The organism is Variovorax sp. J31P179 (assembly GCF_030316985.1).
Lineage (GTDB): Bacteria > Pseudomonadota > Gammaproteobacteria > Burkholderiales > Burkholderiaceae_C > Variovorax > Variovorax ginsengisoli_B.
In genome coordinates, this window is record NZ_JASZYL010000001.1 from 28,744 (window position 1) to 44,774 (window position 16,031).

General features: G+C 69.9%; 16 protein-coding genes. 10 read left to right on the forward strand and 6 right to left on the reverse strand.

What is annotated here, in order from left to right:
• The first annotated feature begins 50 nt into the window (after positions 1 to 50).
• The 5 genes from QTI17_RS00150 to QTI17_RS00170 are packed head-to-tail and all read left to right on the forward strand — an operon-like array spanning position 51 to position 6,183.
• Positions 51 to 1,001 (forward strand): tripartite tricarboxylate transporter substrate binding protein, encoded by a 951-nt coding sequence (locus QTI17_RS00150; RefSeq protein WP_286531303.1) that lies wholly within the window; start codon positions 51 to 53, stop codon positions 999 to 1,001.
• 8 nt (positions 1,002 to 1,009) lie between these two features.
• A complete protein-coding gene (locus QTI17_RS00155) occupies positions 1,010 to 3,136 on the forward strand; it encodes an acetate--CoA ligase family protein (RefSeq protein ID WP_286530207.1) in 2,127 nt (708 codons plus the stop codon).
• Complete coding sequence (locus QTI17_RS00160; protein WP_286530208.1) at positions 3,123 to 3,917, forward strand: enoyl-CoA hydratase/isomerase family protein; 795 nt, start codon at positions 3,123 to 3,125, stop codon at positions 3,915 to 3,917. Before QTI17_RS00155 ends, QTI17_RS00160 begins: the two co-directional genes overlap by 14 nt.
• Positions 3,918 to 3,923: 6 nt before the next feature.
• Positions 3,924 to 5,360 (forward strand): aldehyde dehydrogenase family protein, encoded by a 1,437-nt coding sequence (locus QTI17_RS00165; protein ID WP_286530209.1) that lies wholly within the window; start codon positions 3,924 to 3,926, stop codon positions 5,358 to 5,360.
• A gap of 10 nt (positions 5,361 to 5,370) precedes the next feature.
• Entirely contained in the window at positions 5,371 to 6,183 is an 813-nt protein-coding gene (locus tag QTI17_RS00170) for an enoyl-CoA hydratase (protein WP_286530212.1), read from the forward strand.
• Positions 6,184 to 6,201: 18 nt separating this feature from the next.
• Here the strand turns inward: QTI17_RS00170 and mnmH are convergent, their stop codons facing one another.
• The 5 genes from mnmH to QTI17_RS00195 are packed head-to-tail and all read right to left on the reverse strand — an operon-like array spanning position 6,202 to position 10,518.
• Positions 6,202 to 7,281, reverse strand: coding sequence for a tRNA 2-selenouridine(34) synthase MnmH (gene mnmH / locus QTI17_RS00175; RefSeq protein ID WP_286530214.1), 1,080 nt, complete (start codon positions 7,279 to 7,281; stop codon positions 6,202 to 6,204).
• The gene (phnE, locus tag QTI17_RS00180; protein ID WP_286530215.1) at positions 7,274 to 8,074 is read right to left on the reverse strand and encodes a phosphonate ABC transporter, permease protein PhnE; all 801 of its coding nucleotides are present in this window, start codon (positions 8,072 to 8,074) and stop codon (positions 7,274 to 7,276) included. Before phnE ends, mnmH begins: the two co-directional genes overlap by 8 nt.
• Positions 8,071 to 8,898, reverse strand: a complete 828-nt coding sequence (locus QTI17_RS00185) for a PhnE/PtxC family ABC transporter permease (protein WP_286530217.1) — start codon at positions 8,896 to 8,898, stop codon at positions 8,071 to 8,073. The genes phnE and QTI17_RS00185 overlap by 4 nt, the downstream gene beginning before the upstream one ends.
• Positions 8,895 to 9,629 (reverse strand): phosphonate ABC transporter ATP-binding protein, encoded by a 735-nt coding sequence (locus QTI17_RS00190; protein ID WP_286530218.1) that lies wholly within the window; start codon positions 9,627 to 9,629, stop codon positions 8,895 to 8,897. The genes QTI17_RS00185 and QTI17_RS00190 overlap by 4 nt, the downstream gene beginning before the upstream one ends.
• 31 nt (positions 9,630 to 9,660) lie before the next feature.
• The gene (locus QTI17_RS00195; protein WP_286530220.1) at positions 9,661 to 10,518 is read right to left on the reverse strand and encodes a putative selenate ABC transporter substrate-binding protein; all 858 of its coding nucleotides are present in this window, start codon (positions 10,516 to 10,518) and stop codon (positions 9,661 to 9,663) included.
• A gap of 83 nt (positions 10,519 to 10,601) precedes the next feature.
• Between QTI17_RS00195 and selD the strand changes: the two genes are divergently transcribed.
• On the forward strand, positions 10,602 to 11,681 hold the full coding sequence (selD, locus tag QTI17_RS00200; RefSeq protein WP_286530221.1) for a selenide, water dikinase SelD: 1,080 nt from the start codon (positions 10,602 to 10,604) through the stop codon (positions 11,679 to 11,681).
• A 4-nt stretch (positions 11,682 to 11,685) separates the two neighbouring features.
• Here selD and norR read toward each other — a convergent pair whose 3' ends face one another.
• On the reverse strand, positions 11,686 to 13,269 hold the full coding sequence (gene norR / locus QTI17_RS00205) for a nitric oxide reductase transcriptional regulator NorR (protein WP_286530223.1): 1,584 nt from the start codon (positions 13,267 to 13,269) through the stop codon (positions 11,686 to 11,688).
• 148 nt (positions 13,270 to 13,417) lie between these two features.
• On the opposite strand from norR, the gene hmpA reads away from it, so the two are divergent.
• The 4 genes from hmpA to QTI17_RS00225 all read left to right on the forward strand — a co-directional run bounded on the left by hmpA (position 13,418) and on the right by QTI17_RS00225 (position 15,996).
• Positions 13,418 to 14,608: an NO-inducible flavohemoprotein gene (gene hmpA / locus QTI17_RS00210; RefSeq protein WP_286530226.1), complete on the forward strand. Its 1,191-nt coding sequence runs from the start codon at positions 13,418 to 13,420 to the stop codon at positions 14,606 to 14,608.
• Between the two features lie 60 nt (positions 14,609 to 14,668).
• Positions 14,669 to 14,878 (forward strand): type II toxin-antitoxin system VapB family antitoxin, encoded by a 210-nt coding sequence (locus tag QTI17_RS00215; protein WP_286530228.1) that lies wholly within the window; start codon positions 14,669 to 14,671, stop codon positions 14,876 to 14,878.
• A complete protein-coding gene (locus tag QTI17_RS00220; RefSeq protein ID WP_286530230.1) occupies positions 14,865 to 15,236 on the forward strand; it encodes a type II toxin-antitoxin system VapC family toxin in 372 nt (123 codons plus the stop codon). The genes QTI17_RS00215 and QTI17_RS00220 overlap by 14 nt, the downstream gene beginning before the upstream one ends.
• A 136-nt stretch (positions 15,237 to 15,372) precedes the next feature.
• A complete protein-coding gene (locus tag QTI17_RS00225; protein WP_286530232.1) occupies positions 15,373 to 15,996 on the forward strand; it encodes a TetR/AcrR family transcriptional regulator in 624 nt (207 codons plus the stop codon).
• Positions 15,997 to 16,031: the final 35 nt, after the last annotated feature.

The following is a 16,031-nucleotide window of genomic DNA, read 5'->3' on the forward strand; positions in this document are numbered from 1 at the left end:
TCACCCAAAAGGAGACAACCTTGAAGTTCAAGCACCCGATCGCGTTCGCGATGGCGGCCGCCTCGCTGCTGGCCGCGCCCCTGCTCCATGCCCAGGAGGCGGCCTATCCCAGGCAGGCCGTCACGCTGGTCGTTCCCTTCCCCGCCGGGGGTCCGACCGACGCCATGGCGCGCCTGCTGGCCCAGAAGCTCGGCGATCGGCTCGGCCAGCAGGTGATCATCGACAACCGCGGCGGCGCCGGCGGCGGCATCGCGGCCGAACTCGTGGCCCGGGCGCCCGCCGACGGCCACACGCTGTTCTTCGGCACCACCGGCACGCTGGCGATCAACCCGAGCCTCTACGCCCGGCTGCGCTACGACCCGGTGAAGGACTTCGCGCCCGTGAGCCTCATGGCCACGACGATGAACGTGCTCGTCGCGAGCCCCGGGATTCCGGCAAAGAACCTGGCCGACCTGATCGCGCTGGCCAAGACCAGGCCGGGTGAACTGACCTACGGCTCGGCCGGCAACGGGAGCTCCAATCACCTGTCGGGCGAACTGTTCCGCAGCACGGCCAGCATCCAGATCACGCACGTCCCCTACAAGGGTTCGGCGCCGGCCATGGTGGACCTGCTGGGCGGCCGCCTGTCGATGATGTTCGACACGATCGCGCAGCAGACCCAGAACATCGCCGCCGGCAAGGTGCGCGCGCTCGCCGTGACGGGTCCGAAGCGCTCGCCGCTGCTGCCGGCCGTGCCGACCGTCCAGGAAGCCGGCCTCAAGGGCTTCGACGTGACGATCTGGTATGGCGTGCTGGCGCCCAAGGCGACGCCCCCTGCGGTGGTCGAGCGCCTGAACCGCGAAATGGCCGCGGTCATGGCCACCGACGAGATGAAGAAGCGCATGGAGGCCGACGGCGCCGATGCCCACACGACCACGCCAGCCGAATTCGCCGCACTCATCAAGAGCGACACCGCCAAGTGGGCGCCGGTGGTGAAGGCCTCCGGCGCCAGCCTCGACTGAGCGACACCATGAACGACCTCCTCGATCCCCGGCTGCAACGCGCTTTCGCGCCGCGGCGCATCGCCATCGTCGGCGCGACAGAAGACCGCAACAAGGTCGGTGGGCGTCCACTGCACTACCTTCAGCGCTTCGGCTTCCAGGGTGCGGTCTACCCGATCAATCCCAAGCGCGCGACGGTCCAGGGCCTGGCGGCCTACCCTTCGCTCGCGGCGACGCCCGAGGCGCCCGACGTCGCGATCATCGCAGTCGGCCAGGATGCGGTCGCCGGCGTGATCGACCAGTGTGCGGCGCGCGGCATCGGCAGCGCCATCGTGATGAGCTCGGGCTTCGGCGAAACCGGCACCGAGGGCGTCGCGCGCCAGCAGGCGCTGGTGGCGCAGGCGCGGCGCCTCGGCATTCGCCTGATCGGGCCGAACGCGCAGGGCGTGGCCAACTTCCAGACCGGCGCGGTGATGAACTTCAGCACGATGTTCAAGGAAGTCGAACCCGCGGACGGCCCGGTGGCCATCGTGAGCCAGAGCGGTGCGGCCAGCGTGATGCCGTACGCGATGCTGCGCGAGCGCGGCGTCGGCGTGCGCTACCTGGTCGCTTCGGGCAACGACGCCGATGCATCGGTGTGCGAGCTGGCGCTGGCGGCGGCGGCGGACCCCGACGTTCGCGTCGTCCTGATGTACATCGAGTCCCTGAGCGACCCGGCCATGCTCGCGGAAGTCGCTCGGCTCGCCTCGGCGCGCGGTGCCGCGGTGATCGCGCTCAAGTCGGGTCGCAGCGCGCACGGCGCCAAGGCCGCCGCTTCGCACACCGGCGCCATCGTCAACGACGACGTCGTCGTCGACGCCTTTTTCGAGCGCCATGGCATCTGGCGTGCCAACGACGTGCAGGGGCTGGTCAACGCCGTCGAGCTCTACCTCGCCTCGCCGCCCCGGGCGGCCGAGCACCTGGTCGTCATGAGCCACAGCGGCGCCGTCGGCGTGCTCTGCGCCGATGCGGCCGCAACGCTCGGATTGCCGCTGGCCGAACTCGGCCAACCCGTCATCGACGCCCTCGCCGGCATCATGCCGAGCTTCGCGACGGCACAGAATCCGGTCGACCTCACGGCCTCGCTCATGACCCAGGGCGGCATGTACGCCGACACGCTGGGCGCGCTGGCGGCCGACCCGCAGGCCGACATGTTCCTCATCGGCGTGCCGGTCGCCGGAGAAGGCTACGACGTGCCCGGCATGGCCCGCGACACCGCCCGCTTCGCCGCAGCGCGCAACAAGCCGTGCGTGGTGTCCGCGCCCCAGGCCTCGGTGCGACAGGCCTTCCGCGATGCCGGCGTTCCGGTGTTCTCCCATGAGACGGACGCCATCAATGCGCTGCACCAGTGGAGCCGGCACGGCATGCTGATGCAGCAGTCGGCCGCGCGCCACGCGCTGCGGGCACCTTCGCTGGATGCGCGGCCCCTGCCGGACGGCGATGACCCGCTCCTGAGCGAGGCAGACAGTCTCGCCCTGCTGGGCGCCGCCGGCATCCCCACGGTCGCGCACCGTCTGTGCCGAAACGCGGACGAAGTGATCGCCGCTTGGCGAGCCCTGGGACCGCAGGTCGTGGTCAAGGCGTGTTCGGCGCGCATTCCCCACAAGTCGGAGCACGGCCTGGTCTTCGTCGACGTCCAGACCGCGGACCAGGTTCGAGACGCCTGGACCGCATGCGCCGAACGCGTCGCCGCGATGGGGCTGCCGCTGGACGGCGTCATCGTCGCGCAAAGGGTGCGCGGGCGCCGCGAATTCGCACTCGGCGTGCGTCAGGACCCGCTGTTCGGAACCGTCGTGATGGTCAGCGATGGCGGCAAGTACGTCGAGGCCCTGCGCGATTTCGTGGTGCTGCTGCATCCCTTCTCCGAATCGGACGTGATCGCCAAACTCGCCCGCTTGCGCATCGCGCCGGTCCTCGCCGGCGTCCGCGGCGAAGCGCCCCTCGATCTGAACGTGGTTGCGCGCACTGCGGTGGCGCTCGGCGCGCTCGCGGCGGCGCACCCTCTCGCCATCGCATCGATCGACCTCAACCCGCTGATCGTCGGCGACGCAGGCCAGGGCGGCTGGGCCGTCGACGCCGTCATCGAACGCCAGGGAGCATCGCATGCAGCGCACTGACACCGTGCAGGTCGATATCCAGGACGGCACGGCTGTGGTTCGGCTGCACCGGCCTGCCGTGATGAATGCGGTCAACGCAGAGTTGCGCGCCGCCCTCGGCGAGCAACTGCGTGCCCTCGATGCCAATCGGGACGTCGGGGCGATCGTGCTGACCGGCAGCGGCGAGCGCGCCTTCTGCGGTGGCCAGGACCTGGACGAGTCGGCAATGATCGACACCGACACGCTGGCAGGCTGGCTCAACCGCCAGCATGCGATGTACCAGGCCGTGCGCGACGTGTCCAAGCCGATCGTAGCCGCGCTCAACGGCACCGCGGTCGGCGCCGGGTTCCAGATGGCGCTGATGTGCGACCTGCGCGTGGCACACCCGACGCTGCGAATGGGGCAGCCCGAAGTCAAGGCCGGGCTGGCCAGCATCGTCGGCTCCTACCTGATGTCGCTGCAGATCGGTCATTCGCTCAACCAGCAGCTGTCGCTCACCGGTGAACTGATCACCGGCGAACGCGCGCATGCGCTGGGCCTGGTCAACGACCTGGTCGCTCCCGAGCAGGTGCTGCCGCGCGCGCTCGAACGCGCGCGCGCCCTGGCCGCCCTCCCTGGCGCCGCGCTGCGCACCACCAAGCAACGCTTTCGCGAGCGCACCCAAGCAGGCTTCGACGACGCCTGCAGCGCAGGCATCCGCTACCAGCTCGAGTGCTATTCCACCGGCGAACCCCAGCGCGTCATGCGCGAGTTCCTGGCCAGACGCGACGCCCCGAAGACTTCGAACCCCTCCAAGGATTGACCCCAGATGACCCGTTTCAACCAGCTCTTCATCGAAGGCGCCATGGTGCCCGCCCATGGCGCGGACGACCTGCCGGTCACCGACAGCTTCACCGAGGAAGCATTCGCCTCCTGGCGCAGCGCCTCGCCCGCCGACGTCGATGCCGCGGTGATGGCCGCTCGCCGCGCCTTCGCAGGCTGGGCCGCCACGCCTCCCGCCGAGCGCATCGCGGCCGTGCGCCGCATCGCCGCCGCGCTGCGCGAACAAGCCGACGCGCTGACCACCGCCATCTCGCGGGAAGTCGGCATGCCGCGCAAGCTGGCCGCGCGCATCCAGGTCGGCGCGCCACTGGCCGCCTGGGACATGTACGCGGACCTTGCCGGCGATTTCGAATGGGAGACGCGCATCGGCCATTCGCTCGTGCAGCAAGTGCCTACCGGCGTCGTGGCCTGCATCACCCCCTGGAACTATCCCCTGCACCAGATCACCGGAAAGATCGCGCCTGCACTGCTGGCCGGCTGCACGGTCGTGCTCAAGCCTTCGGAATTGGCGCCGACCAGCGCCTTCCTGCTCGCCGAGGCGGTACTTCGGGCCGGGCTGCCGGCCGGTGTGTTCAACCTCGTCCACGGCAGCGGAGCGGAGGTCGGTGAGACCCTGGTACGGCATCCCGAAGTGGACATGGTGTCGTTCACCGGCTCCACCCGCGCGGGACGCCACATCGCGGCCATCGCCGGCGAAGCCATCAAGCGCGTGGCGCTCGAACTCGGCGGCAAGTCGGCGGCGCTGGTGCTGCCCGGCGCCGACCTGGCGCTTGCGGTCAAGACCACGCTGGCGGGCTGCATGCTCAATTCGGGCCAGACCTGTTCGGCGACGACAAGGCTGCTGGTGCCGCGGCCCTTGCTGGGCGCAGCCGAAGCGGCGGCCGTGGATCTCCTGGCCGCCTACCGCATGGGCGACCCGGCCGACGCCGCGACAAGACTCGGGCCCTTGGCCTCCAAGGCGCAGCAGCAAAAGGTCGAAGGCCTGATCGCCGGGGCGTTGGCCGCCGGCGCACGCCGGCTCGGGAGCCCGGCCGATCTGCCCCCGCACGGCTTTTTCGTGGCGCCCACCGTGCTGGCGGACGTGACGCCGGACATGGCGGTGGCACGCGACGAGGTCTTCGGTCCGGTGCTGGTACTGATCGGCTACGACGGGGTGGAGGACGGCATCGCCCTCGCCAACGGCACCGACTACGGCCTGGCAGCCGCCGTGTGGGGACCGGTCGAGGCGGCGACGCTGGCCGTCGCCCGCCGCCTGCGCGCCGGTCAGGTCGACATCAACGGCGCCCCTTTCAACCCCGCCGCGCCTTTCGGGGGCTTCAAGAAATCGGGCATCGGGCGCGAGAACGGGCGCTGTGGCCTCGAGGAGTTCGTCGAGCCCGTGTCCATCCAGTTGCCTGCCGCCTTCATCGAGACCCTCCACTGAACCTCTCACCATGAACTTCGAACAAATCATCTACACGGTCGACGGACACGTCGCGACGATCACGCTGAACCGGCCGGAGCGCATGAATGCGCTGACGCGGATCCTCGAGGCAGAACTGCGCACGGCCATCGAACAGGCCGGCAGCGACAAGGACGTGCGGGCCATCGTCCTGACCGGCGCGGGCCGGGCCTTCTGTGCGGGCATGGACATGGAAGAACTCGAAGTGCTGCCGCCGGAGGACATCCGCGCGGAGCAGTGGATGCGGCCGTTCGACATGAACCGAAGGGCCGACTACCAGACGCGCTATTCGTACTTCCCCGCCGCTCCCAAGCCGGTGATCTGCGCCGTCAACGGCGCCGCTGCCGGGCTCGGCCTGGTGATGGCGCTCTACAGCGATTTCCGGATCGCCTCCGACAAGGCGGTCTTCGCCACCGCCTTCGCCAAGCGCGGCCTGATCGCCGAGCACGGCATCTCGTGGATGCTGCCGCGCATCGTCGGCCATGCGCATGCCACCGACCTGTTGTTGACTTCTCGCAAGATCGACGCGCAGGAGGCACTCGGCATGGGGCTCGTGAACCGGGTCGTCCCGGCCGATCGATTGCTCGCCGAGGCACAGGCGCTGGCCAGGACACTCTCTGCCGACGTGTCGCCGCGCTCGGTGCGCGTCATGAAGCGGCAGCTCTGGGAGGCGCCTTACCAGTCGCTCGGCGAGGCCGTGACGCTCGCCAACGCCGAGATGGTCGAGAGTATCCGGAGCGAGGACTTCACCGAGGGTGTCGCGCATTTCGTCGAACGACGACCGGCGCGCTTCTCGGGACGCTGACGCACGCGCTGCGCGAATTCACGCGCGCCCGGTCGGCTCTTCGCAAGCCCGCACGCCCTCGGCCAACACCTCGATTCCGGCCTCCGTCAGATCCGCGGTCGCCACCGTCATCCGCTGCGCCCAGCGGCCGAAGTGCTTCGCCTGCGACCGCTCGTAGTGCGGGTCGTAGTGCAGCAGCATCAGCTCCGCGAACAGCGGCGCCAGTTCGCCGTCGCGCGCCCATTGCTGCCAGCGGTCCACCACGGCCTTGCCCTGCAGCTCCTTGAGCTTGCCCAGCTGGCCGGCCAGGGCCTCGCGGTCGTCACCGAGGTAGGCGTAGTCGCGCAGCAGGTAGGCCAGCCGCGCGGCCGGGTCGGCCTGCACCTCGATGCAGTCGGCCCCGCGCATGCGCGCCACCAGCGGGATCGGCAGCGACAGCCGGCCGATGCGGGCGCTCTCGCCTTCGACGTACACCGGCCGGGCCAGGTCCAGGGCCTCGAAGGCGGTCGCGATGCGGGTCTCGAACTGCTTCTGCGAAGGCTGCGGCACGCCGGGCAAGGCACCCAGCAGCGAGCCCTTGTGGCTGGCATGGTGCTCGAGGTCGAGCACCTGCTCGCCGCGCGCGGCCAGGGCCTGCAGCAGGCGGGTCTTGGCGCTGCCGGTGGCGCCGCAGATCACGCGCAGCTGCAGCTGCGGACAGGTGGCCTCGATCTGCGCCAGCACGTGGTGCCTGAAGCTCTTGTAGCCGCCGGCCAGCTGCTGGGCGTCCCAGCCGACCAGTCGCAGCCAGGTCACCATCGAGCCGCTGCGCAGGCCGCCACGCCAGCAATAGACCAGCGGCCGCCAGTTGGCGGGCCGGTCGGCGAACTGCTCGCGCAGGTGGCGCGCCAGGTTCGCCGCGACCATCGCGCCGCCGACCCGGCGGGCCTCGAAGGCCCCGGTCTGCTTGTAGAGCGTGCCGACGATGCGGCGCTCCTCGTCGTCGAGCACCGGACAGTTGATGGCACCCGGGATGTGGTCGAGCGCGAACTCGGCCGGCGAGCGGGCGTCGATCAGGGTGTCGAAGCCGGGGATGTCGGCCACCCGGGTCGGGCGGTAGCGCTTGTCGTCCTCATGCATAGGCCGGCCCCAGGTCGCGGCGCAGCCGGGCACTCGCCATGTCGACCAGCGCCACCAGGCCGAACATCGCGGCCAGCACGGTCATCGCCTGTGGCTGCTGGAAGATCGACAGGTGGAAGTAGAGCAGCTGGCCCAGGCCGCCGCCGCCGACGAAGCCCAGCACGGTGGCCATTCGAATGTTCATCTCCCAACGATACAGCGTGTAGGCCACCCATTGGGGCAGCACCAGCGGCAGGCTGCCGTAGGCGAAGGCCGCCACGGCGCCCGAGCCGCTCTGCGAGAGCGCCCGTTCGGGGGCGCGCGGCGCGTTCTCCAGGCTCTCGGCGAACAGGCGGCCGAGCACGCCGGTGGTGTGCAGCGCCAGCGCCAGCGCACCGGCGAAGGGGCCGATGCCCGCCGCCAGCACCATCAGCGCCGCCCAGACCAGCTCGGGGACGCTGCGCAGGAAGTTGAGCACGAAGCGGGTCGCGCCCTGCACCCAGGCCCCCGAGCGGCCCGAGGCCGGCAACGCGAGCAGCGCACCGCCGGCGGCCGCCAGCAAGGTCCCGAGCGCCGACACGGCAAGGGTCTGCAAGGCACCCCAGGCGGTCTTCTGCAGGAACGCGGCGGAGAGGTCGGGCGGGAAGAATTCGGCGATGAACCTGCCCATCAGCGACAGCGACTCGCCGGTGAACAGCGCGCCATAGTCGATCGCGAGCCAGGCGAAGCTGGCCGCCGCCGCGATCACGATGGCGAGCGCCGTGGCCCAGCAGCGAAGGCAGCGCGGCGGCGCGGCCGCGAACGAGGCGCTCATCGCAGCAATCTCCGAAGGGCATTGCTGAGCGCATCCGCCAGCAGCACCAGCCCCAGGAAGACCAGCAGGATGCTGCTGGCCTCGCCGCCGTTGAGCATCTTCATCGACTGGTCCATCAGCTGGCCCAGGCCGCCGGCGCCGACGAAGCCCATCACCACCGAGGCCCGCACCGCGCACTCCCAGCGGTAGACGGTGTAGGAGGTCAGCTCCTGGGCGCAGTTCGGCAGCAGGCCGTAGCACAGTGCCGCCAGCCGGCCGCTGCCGCTTTCGAGCAGGGCCCGTGCGGGGGCGGTGTCGGTCGATTCGAGCACCTCGGCGTAGACCTTGCCGAGCATGCCGCCATAGGTGATGGCGAGCGCCAGCACGCCGGCCGCCGGACCGAGCCCCAGCGCACGCACGAAGATCAGCGCCCAGACGATTTCGGGGATGGCGCGCAGCACCATCAGCAGCGAACGTGCGCACTGCCGCAGCGCCGCGGCGCGCACCCGACCCGGCCCTGGGCCGATGCGCGACCGCGACAGCGCACGGGTGGTCACGAAGGCCAGCGGCGCGCCGATCAGGAAGGCCAGGGCGGTGCCGGCGGTGGCCATGGCCAAAGTCTCGAGCGTGGCCTTGGCCAGCAGCGCGAGGAAGTCCGGCGCCGTGGCCGGCGGCACGAAGCCGGCCAGGAAGCCGCCGATCACCTGCAGGTTGCCGGCGCCGAACAGGGCCGCGGGCTGGAACCCGGCCAGCTGCAGCATCGGCCAGGCGATCGCCAGCGCGGCCAACCCGCCGACCAGCCGACGGCGGGCCGCCGGGTCGCGCAGCGCGGTCGGATCCGTCATGCGTACAGCGCCTTCAGCATCGCCTCGTCGACCTGGCCCACCGGCCGGTCGAACACGACCTGCCCGCCGCGCATGCCGACGATGCGCGGAAACCAGCGCAGCGCCAGGTCGACCGCGTGCAGCGAGGCCACCAGGGTCGCGCCGGTCGCCTCGCTCTGCCGCACCAGCTGCTGCAGCGTCAGGTCGGCCAGCGTGGGGTCGAGCGCCGACACCGGCTCGTCGGCCAGCAGCAGGGCCGGCCGCTGGTACAGCACGCGGGCGATGCCGACGCGCTGCAGCTGCCCGCCCGACAGGCGATCGCAGCGCTCGAACAGCCGGTCTTCGAGCGCCAGCCGCGACAGCGCCTCGTGCGCACCGGGCAGGTCGGACGGGCGCAGCAGCGAGCCCAGCGCCCGCAGCGCCGACCATTGGCCGAGCCGCCCCGCGAGCACCGCGGTCACGACCCGCAGCCTGGGCGCGATCGGCGGGCTCTGGTGCACGGTGCCGATGCACGAGCGCAGGCCGCGCAACGCCGGCGCGCTCAGCTGCCAGGGTGCCTGGTCGAGCAGCCGGACGCTGCCCTCGCCGGGCCGCAGCGCCGCGCCGAGCACGCGCAGCAGCGTGGTCTTGCCGGCGCCCGAAGGACCGATGACCGCCAGCCGCTCTCCCCCGGCGGCGGCCAGCGACACGCCCTGCAGCGCACGGTGGCCGTTCGGATGCACCAGGCCGACCGCATCGAGCGAGAAGCTCACGCGTCCGGTCCGGCAAGCGGCCTGCGCCGCATCACTTCACCAGGCCCGCGGACTTGGCCGCCGCCTCGATGCCGTCGTAGTTGGACGACTGGGTCGGGATGAATTTGCTGGCCCGCTGCAGGTCCATGATTTCCTTGTGGGCGGGGTTCGCGGGATCGAGCTTCAGGAAGGCGTCGGTCAGCTTCTTCGCCAGCGCCGGGTCGAGGCCCGGGCGCACGGTCCAGTTGTAGTCGTAGTAGGTCGGCGTGGTCGCCAGCACGCGCACCTTGGCGGCGTTGGGGTTCTTGGCCTCGACCAGCTTGTCCCACACCGACGCGTTGAGCACGCCCGCCTCGGCCCGGTTGGCGGCCACGAAGGCCACGGTGGCATCGTGCGCGCCCGAGAAGGCCACGGTCTTGAAGTCCTTTTCGGGATCGATGCCGGCCTGCAGCAGGAAGTAGCGGGGCATCAGGCTGCCCGAGGTGGACGAAGGCGCGCCGAAGGCGAAGGTCTTGCCCTTCAGGTCGGCCAGGGTCTTGGCCGGGCTGTCGACCGGCACGATGAACTTGCTGGTGAACACCTTGTCTTCGGCCCGCTGCACGATCGGCACCGCGCCGCCGTTGGTGCGGATGCGCGCCTGCACGAAGGTGAAGCCGCCGAGCCAGGCCAGGTCGAGCTTGTTGGTGGCCAGCCCCTCGACCACCGCCGCATAGTCGGTGACCGGGGTGAACTGCACCTCCATGCCGGTCTCCTTCTGCAGGTAGTCGCCCAGCGGCTTGAACTTGCGCTGCAGCTCGGTCGGCGCCTCGTCGGGAATGGCGGACACGCGCAGCACCTTGCCCTGAGCAAAGGCACCGACGGCGAAGGCGGAAAGGACCAGCGCCAAGGCGCGGCGGGAGATTGTTTTCATGAGGGAGCGGCCGGAGGGCCGGTAGGCGGACAACCCTCGATTGTAGAAAGACGCGCCAGCACGCCGCTCGGATAATGGGCCCCATGAACGACACGCCCTCCTCCCGCCCCGTCAACCCGCTCGCGCCGCTGCGGCTCACCAGCTTCTCGCATGGCGGCGGCTGCGGCTGCAAGATCGCGCCCGGCGTGCTCTCGCAGATCCTGAAGAGCGGCGCCGGCGGCCTGATGCCGCCCGAGCTGATGGTCGGCATCGAAACGGCCGACGACGCCGCCGTCTACCGGCTCAACGACCGCCAGGCCCTGATCGCGACCACCGATTTCTTCATGCCGATCGTCGACGATCCATACGAGTTCGGGCGCATCGCGGCCACCAACGCGATCAGCGACGTCTACGCGATGGGCGGCAAGCCGATCATGGCGCTGGCGCTGGTCGCGATGCCGGTCGCCCAACTGCCGATCGAGGCCATCGGCGAGATCGTGCGCGGTGGCCAGGACGTCTGCCGCGCCGCCGGGATCCCGATCGCGGGCGGCCACACCATCGACTCGGTCGAGCCGATCTATGGGCTGGTGGTGATGGGCCTGGTCGACCCGGCGCAGGTCAAGCGCAACGCCGACGCCCGGGCCGGCGACCTGCTGGTGCTCGGCAAGCCGCTGGGCGTCGGCGTGCTGTCGGCGGCGCTCAAGAAGGAGCAATTGTCGGAGGCCGGTTACCGGCAGCTGATCGACAGCACGACTCGGCTCAACACGCCCGGCATCGCGCTGGCGGCGCTGCCCGGCGTGCATGCGCTGACCGACGTCACGGGCTTCGGACTGGCCGGCCACGCGCTCGAGCTCGCGCGCGGCGCCGGGCTGACCGCCGTGATCGAGTGGTCGAAGGTGCCGCGGCTCGAAGGCGTCGAGGCGCTGGCCGCCGAGGGCTTCGTGACCGGCGCCTCGGGCCGCAACTGGAGCGGCTATGGCGCCGATGTCGAGCTGGCCGCGGGCCTGCCGGCCACTGCCCAGGCGCTGCTGAGCGACCCCCAGACTTCGGGCGGACTGCTGGTGAGCTGCGCGCCCGAGGCGGTCGATGCGGTGCTGGCGATCTTCCGCGACGAAGGCTTCGGCGCCGCGGCCGTGATCGGCCGCACCGAAGCCGGCCGGGCCGGCTTGCGCCTGCTGCCCTGAGGCCTCATTTCACGGGTTCGAGCGCGACCCCCAGCCGCTTCGCCAGCCGGATCAGGTTGGCCCGGTCGAGGCCGAGCGACTGCGCGGCCGCCGCCCGGTTGAAGCCATGCGCCGCGAGCGCCGCCAGCAGGCGCTGCCTCTTCAGCGCATCGACGGCTTGCTGGAGCGACTCGCCCTGGCGCGGCGCGTCGGTGGCGCTGTCCGCGCTGTCCGCCCCTTCGATCGCTGGGGCGACCTCGGCGCGGCGCCCTTCCAGATCCAGGTCTTCCGCCGTGAGGCTCAGGATCCGCGGCCGCTGCGGATGCCGCGCGCGCGCCTTCAGCGCGCTGCGCCCGAGCAGATGCTCCAACTCGCGCACGTTGCCCGGCCAGTCGTACGCCAGCAGCGCCGCCTGCGCGCTGGCATCGAGCCGGGCCGCGCCGATGCCGAGCCGGGAGCGGTTCTCTTCGAGGAAGAAGCCGCTCAGCAGCAGCACGTCGCGGCCCCGCTCGCGCAGGGGCGGCACCCGCAGCGGGTAGGCGCTCAGGCGGTGGTAGAAGTCGGCGCGCAGGCGGCCGGCCTTGACCTCGTCGGCCAGGTCCCGGTTGCTGGCAGCGATCAGGCGCACGTCCACATGGTGCTCGCGGTCGGAGCCCAGGCGCTGCAGCTGGCCGCTCTGCAGCACACGCAGCAGCTTGGCCTGCACCGGCATCGACAGCTCGCCGACCTCGTCCAGGAACAGCGTGCCGCCATCGGCCAGCTCGAACTTGCCCGGCCGGTCGCTGGTGGCGCCCGTGAACGCGCCCTTGACGTGGCCGAACAATTCGCTTTCGACCAGCGTCTCGGGCAGGGCCGCGCAGTTGAGGCTGATCATGGGCCGCGCCGCACGCGGGGACCCGGCATGGATCGCCTCCGCGACCAGTTCCTTGCCGACGCCGGTCTCGCCCTGGATCAGCACCGACAGCTCGCTGCCGGCCACGGTCTCGATGTCGGCGACGAGCCGGCGCATGGCCGTGCTGCGGCCGATCAGCTCGCGGGCGCGCGGCGCCGCGGCGAGCCGGTAGCCTTCGGCGCGCAGGCTCTCGAGCGCCACGCGGTTCTCCAACTGTTCGATTCGGCCGGCCACGGTGACGATGCCGGCCGCCAGGTTGGCGAACAGCTGCAGCGCCGCCAGGTCGCCGCGCGAAAAGCGATCGGGCTGCAGCGCGTCGAGCGTAAGCAAGCCCCAGATCCGTTGATGGAGCTGGATCGGGCAGCCCACGCAGTCGTGCACGGGGAGGTCGCCATGCAGGCCCTCGACCAGGCCGTCGTAGGGGTCGGGCAGCGCGCTGTCGGAAGGAAAGCGCAAGGGCCCGGCGGCCCCCAGCAGCGCCGCGAAGCGCGGGTGCTCGGCGATGCGGAAACGACGGCCCAGCGTGTCGCGGCTCAAGCCGTCGACCGCCAGCGGCAGCAGGCTGCCGTCCTCGAGCCGAAGCAGCGCCGCGGCATCGCAGGGCAGCAGCAGGCGCAGCGACTGCAACAGGCGGCGATAGAGCTCCTCGGCCGGCAGGCCGGAGCCCAGGTCAGCGACCAGCGGCGCGACCGCTTCGAGCAGCTTGTCGGCAGTCATCTGGACACGGTAGTGGGTCATATCGACACGATTTTCGTCAGGTCATAAGGACACTGTCAACGACAAGTCGTTGATTTTGCTGCCCCCCGCGCCTGGAACGGAGATTGCGATGAACAAGGCATCCATCTGAACTCCAGGAGCCTTTTCCGTGCTGACCCCGCAACAGAAATCCATCGTCACCGCCACCGTGCCACTGCTCGAAACCGGCGGCGAGGCGCTGACCACGCACTTCTACCGGATCATGCTCGACGAGCATCCGGAAGTGCGGCCGCTGTTCAACCAGGCCCACCAGGCCAGCGGGGACCAGCCGCGCGCGCTGGCCAACGGCGTGCTGATGTACGCCAAGAACATCGACCGGCTCGAAGCGCTCGGCGATCTGGCCGGCCAGATCGTCAACAAGCACGTCGCGCTGCAGGTGCTGCCCGAGCACTACCCGATCGTCGGTGCCTGCCTGCTGCGTGCGATCCGCGAGGTGCTCGGTGCCGAGATCGCCACCGACGAGGTGATCGCCGCCTGGGCCGCCGCCTACGGGCAACTGGCCGACATCCTGATCGGTGCCGAGAAGCAGGCCTACGACGAGCGGGCCGATGCGCCCGGCGGCTGGCGCGGTGCCCGGCCCTTCGTCGTCGTGCGCAGGGAAGTCGAGAGCGAGGAGATCAATTCCTTCTACCTGGCGCCGGCCGATGGTGGCGCGATCCTCGACTTCAAGCCGGGCCAGTACATCGGCCTGCGGCTGGTCGTCGACGGCAACGAGATCCGCCGCAACTACTCGCTGTCGGCGGCGCCGAACGGCCAGACCTACCGCATCAGCGTCAAGCGCGAAACCGGCGGCCTGGCATCGAACCACCTGCACGACGAAGTCGGCGAAGGCAGCACGGTCGAGCTGTTCCCGCCGGCGGGCGCCTTCACGCTGGAGCCGGGCGAACGGCCGCTGGTGCTGATCAGCGGCGGGGTCGGCATCACGCCGACGCTGGCGATGCTCGAGGCCGCGCTCAAGACCTCGCGCGCGGTCCACTTCATCCACTGCGCGCGCACGCGAGGCGCGCATGCCTTCCGCCATGCCATCGATGCGCTGGCCCACAAGCATCCGCAGCTCGCGCGCTTCTATTGCTACGACGAAGTGAGCGAAGGTGCGCCCGCAGCGGACGCCCCGCATGCGGTCGGCCGCCTCGACGCGCAGAAGCTCGCGCAGTGGCTGCCGGCGACACGCGACGTTGACGCCTACTTTCTCGGACCGAAGCCCTTCATGCAGCAGGTGAAGAGCGCACTGCGCGCGCTCGGCGTGCCGGATCGGCAGGCGCGCTACGAGTTCTTCGGGCCGGCGTCGGCGCTGGAGTAGGATGCAGCGATCCGTCTCGCATCAAATGATGCTACATTTGATGCGTTTCGGGAGATCATCATGCGCACGACCGTCACCTTGGACGACGACTTGCTGGCCCAGGCACGGAGCTTCACCGGCATCCAGGAAAACTCCGCCTTGATCCAGCAAGCACTCAAGAGCCTGGTGCAACGAGAAGCGGCAAGGCGACTGTCGCTCCTCGCGGGCTCCGCGCCCGACCTCAAGCCAGTGCCGCGCCGCCAGTCGAAGCCTTCGAATGATCCTCGTTGACACTTCCGTCTGGATCGACCATCTCGCGCACGGTGACGCGAGGTTGCAGACGCTGCTGGAAGACGGCGAAGTGCTGACGCATCCCTACGTCATCGGGGAAATTGCCTTGGGAAGCTTGCCAAGGCGGCAAGAAACGCTGAGCGCGCTGCAGGCATTGCCCGCGATAGACATCGCCAGCGCGGACGAGGCGATGGCATTCCTTCACGGCGAGCAATTGTTCGGGATGGGCATCGGCTACGTCGATCTCCATTTGCTCGCGGCGACACGCCTGGAGCCGGCAGCACGCTTGTGGACGCGCGACAAGCGTCTGCTCCAGGCGGCAGTGAAGCTGAAGCTCGCGGCGTTCGACACGCACTAGACCCCGACCGCGAGCATGGGCTCTGCCTCCGCCAGGGCCGCCCCCTTGCGAACCTGCACATTGCTGCAGAAAAGTCCATCGCAGGCCAAGAAATCTCGTCTTGTTTTTGGAAATGAAGTGATCCAAACTAGTGCGCATGAGCACCACAAGCACGATGCCGCGTCCTCTTTCTCGAGAAAGAGGACGCCCGCGGGAGTTCGAACTCGATACCGCCCTGGACCAGGCCATCCTGTATTTCAGGGAACACGGCTACAACGGCGTGTCCATTGCCGATCTCTCGCTGGCCCTGAAGTTGTCAGCCGGAAGCATTTACAAGGCCTTCCACAGCAAGCATGCATTGTTCACGGCTGCCCTTGATCGATACATGGCGCTGCGTGGCGCCAAGCTCGCAGAGATCACCAGCAGCAGCGCGTCGGGGCGCGAGAAGCTGCACCGTCTGCTCGGGTTCTATGCCGAATCCTCGCACGCCGCGGAAGGACGGTACGGTTGCCTGGTGATCGTCGGGGCTGTCGAACTGGCCAGTACCGACCAGGCCATCGCGCAGAAAGTGACCAACGCACTCAAGCTCAACGAACGACGCCTCAAGCAGATCATCCAGCAGGGCCAACAAGATGGTTCGATCGCAAAAGCTGTCGATCCCACAACGACCGCGAAGCTGATGCTGGCTCTCGTCCAAGGCATGCGCGTACTAGGCAAGACCGGCCAGAAGCGCGATGCCATGATGGCCGTCGTTGATACAGCGATGAAGCTTCTCGACTGATTTCCCTGCTGTCAGCGTCACTCGGCCGATGAGAC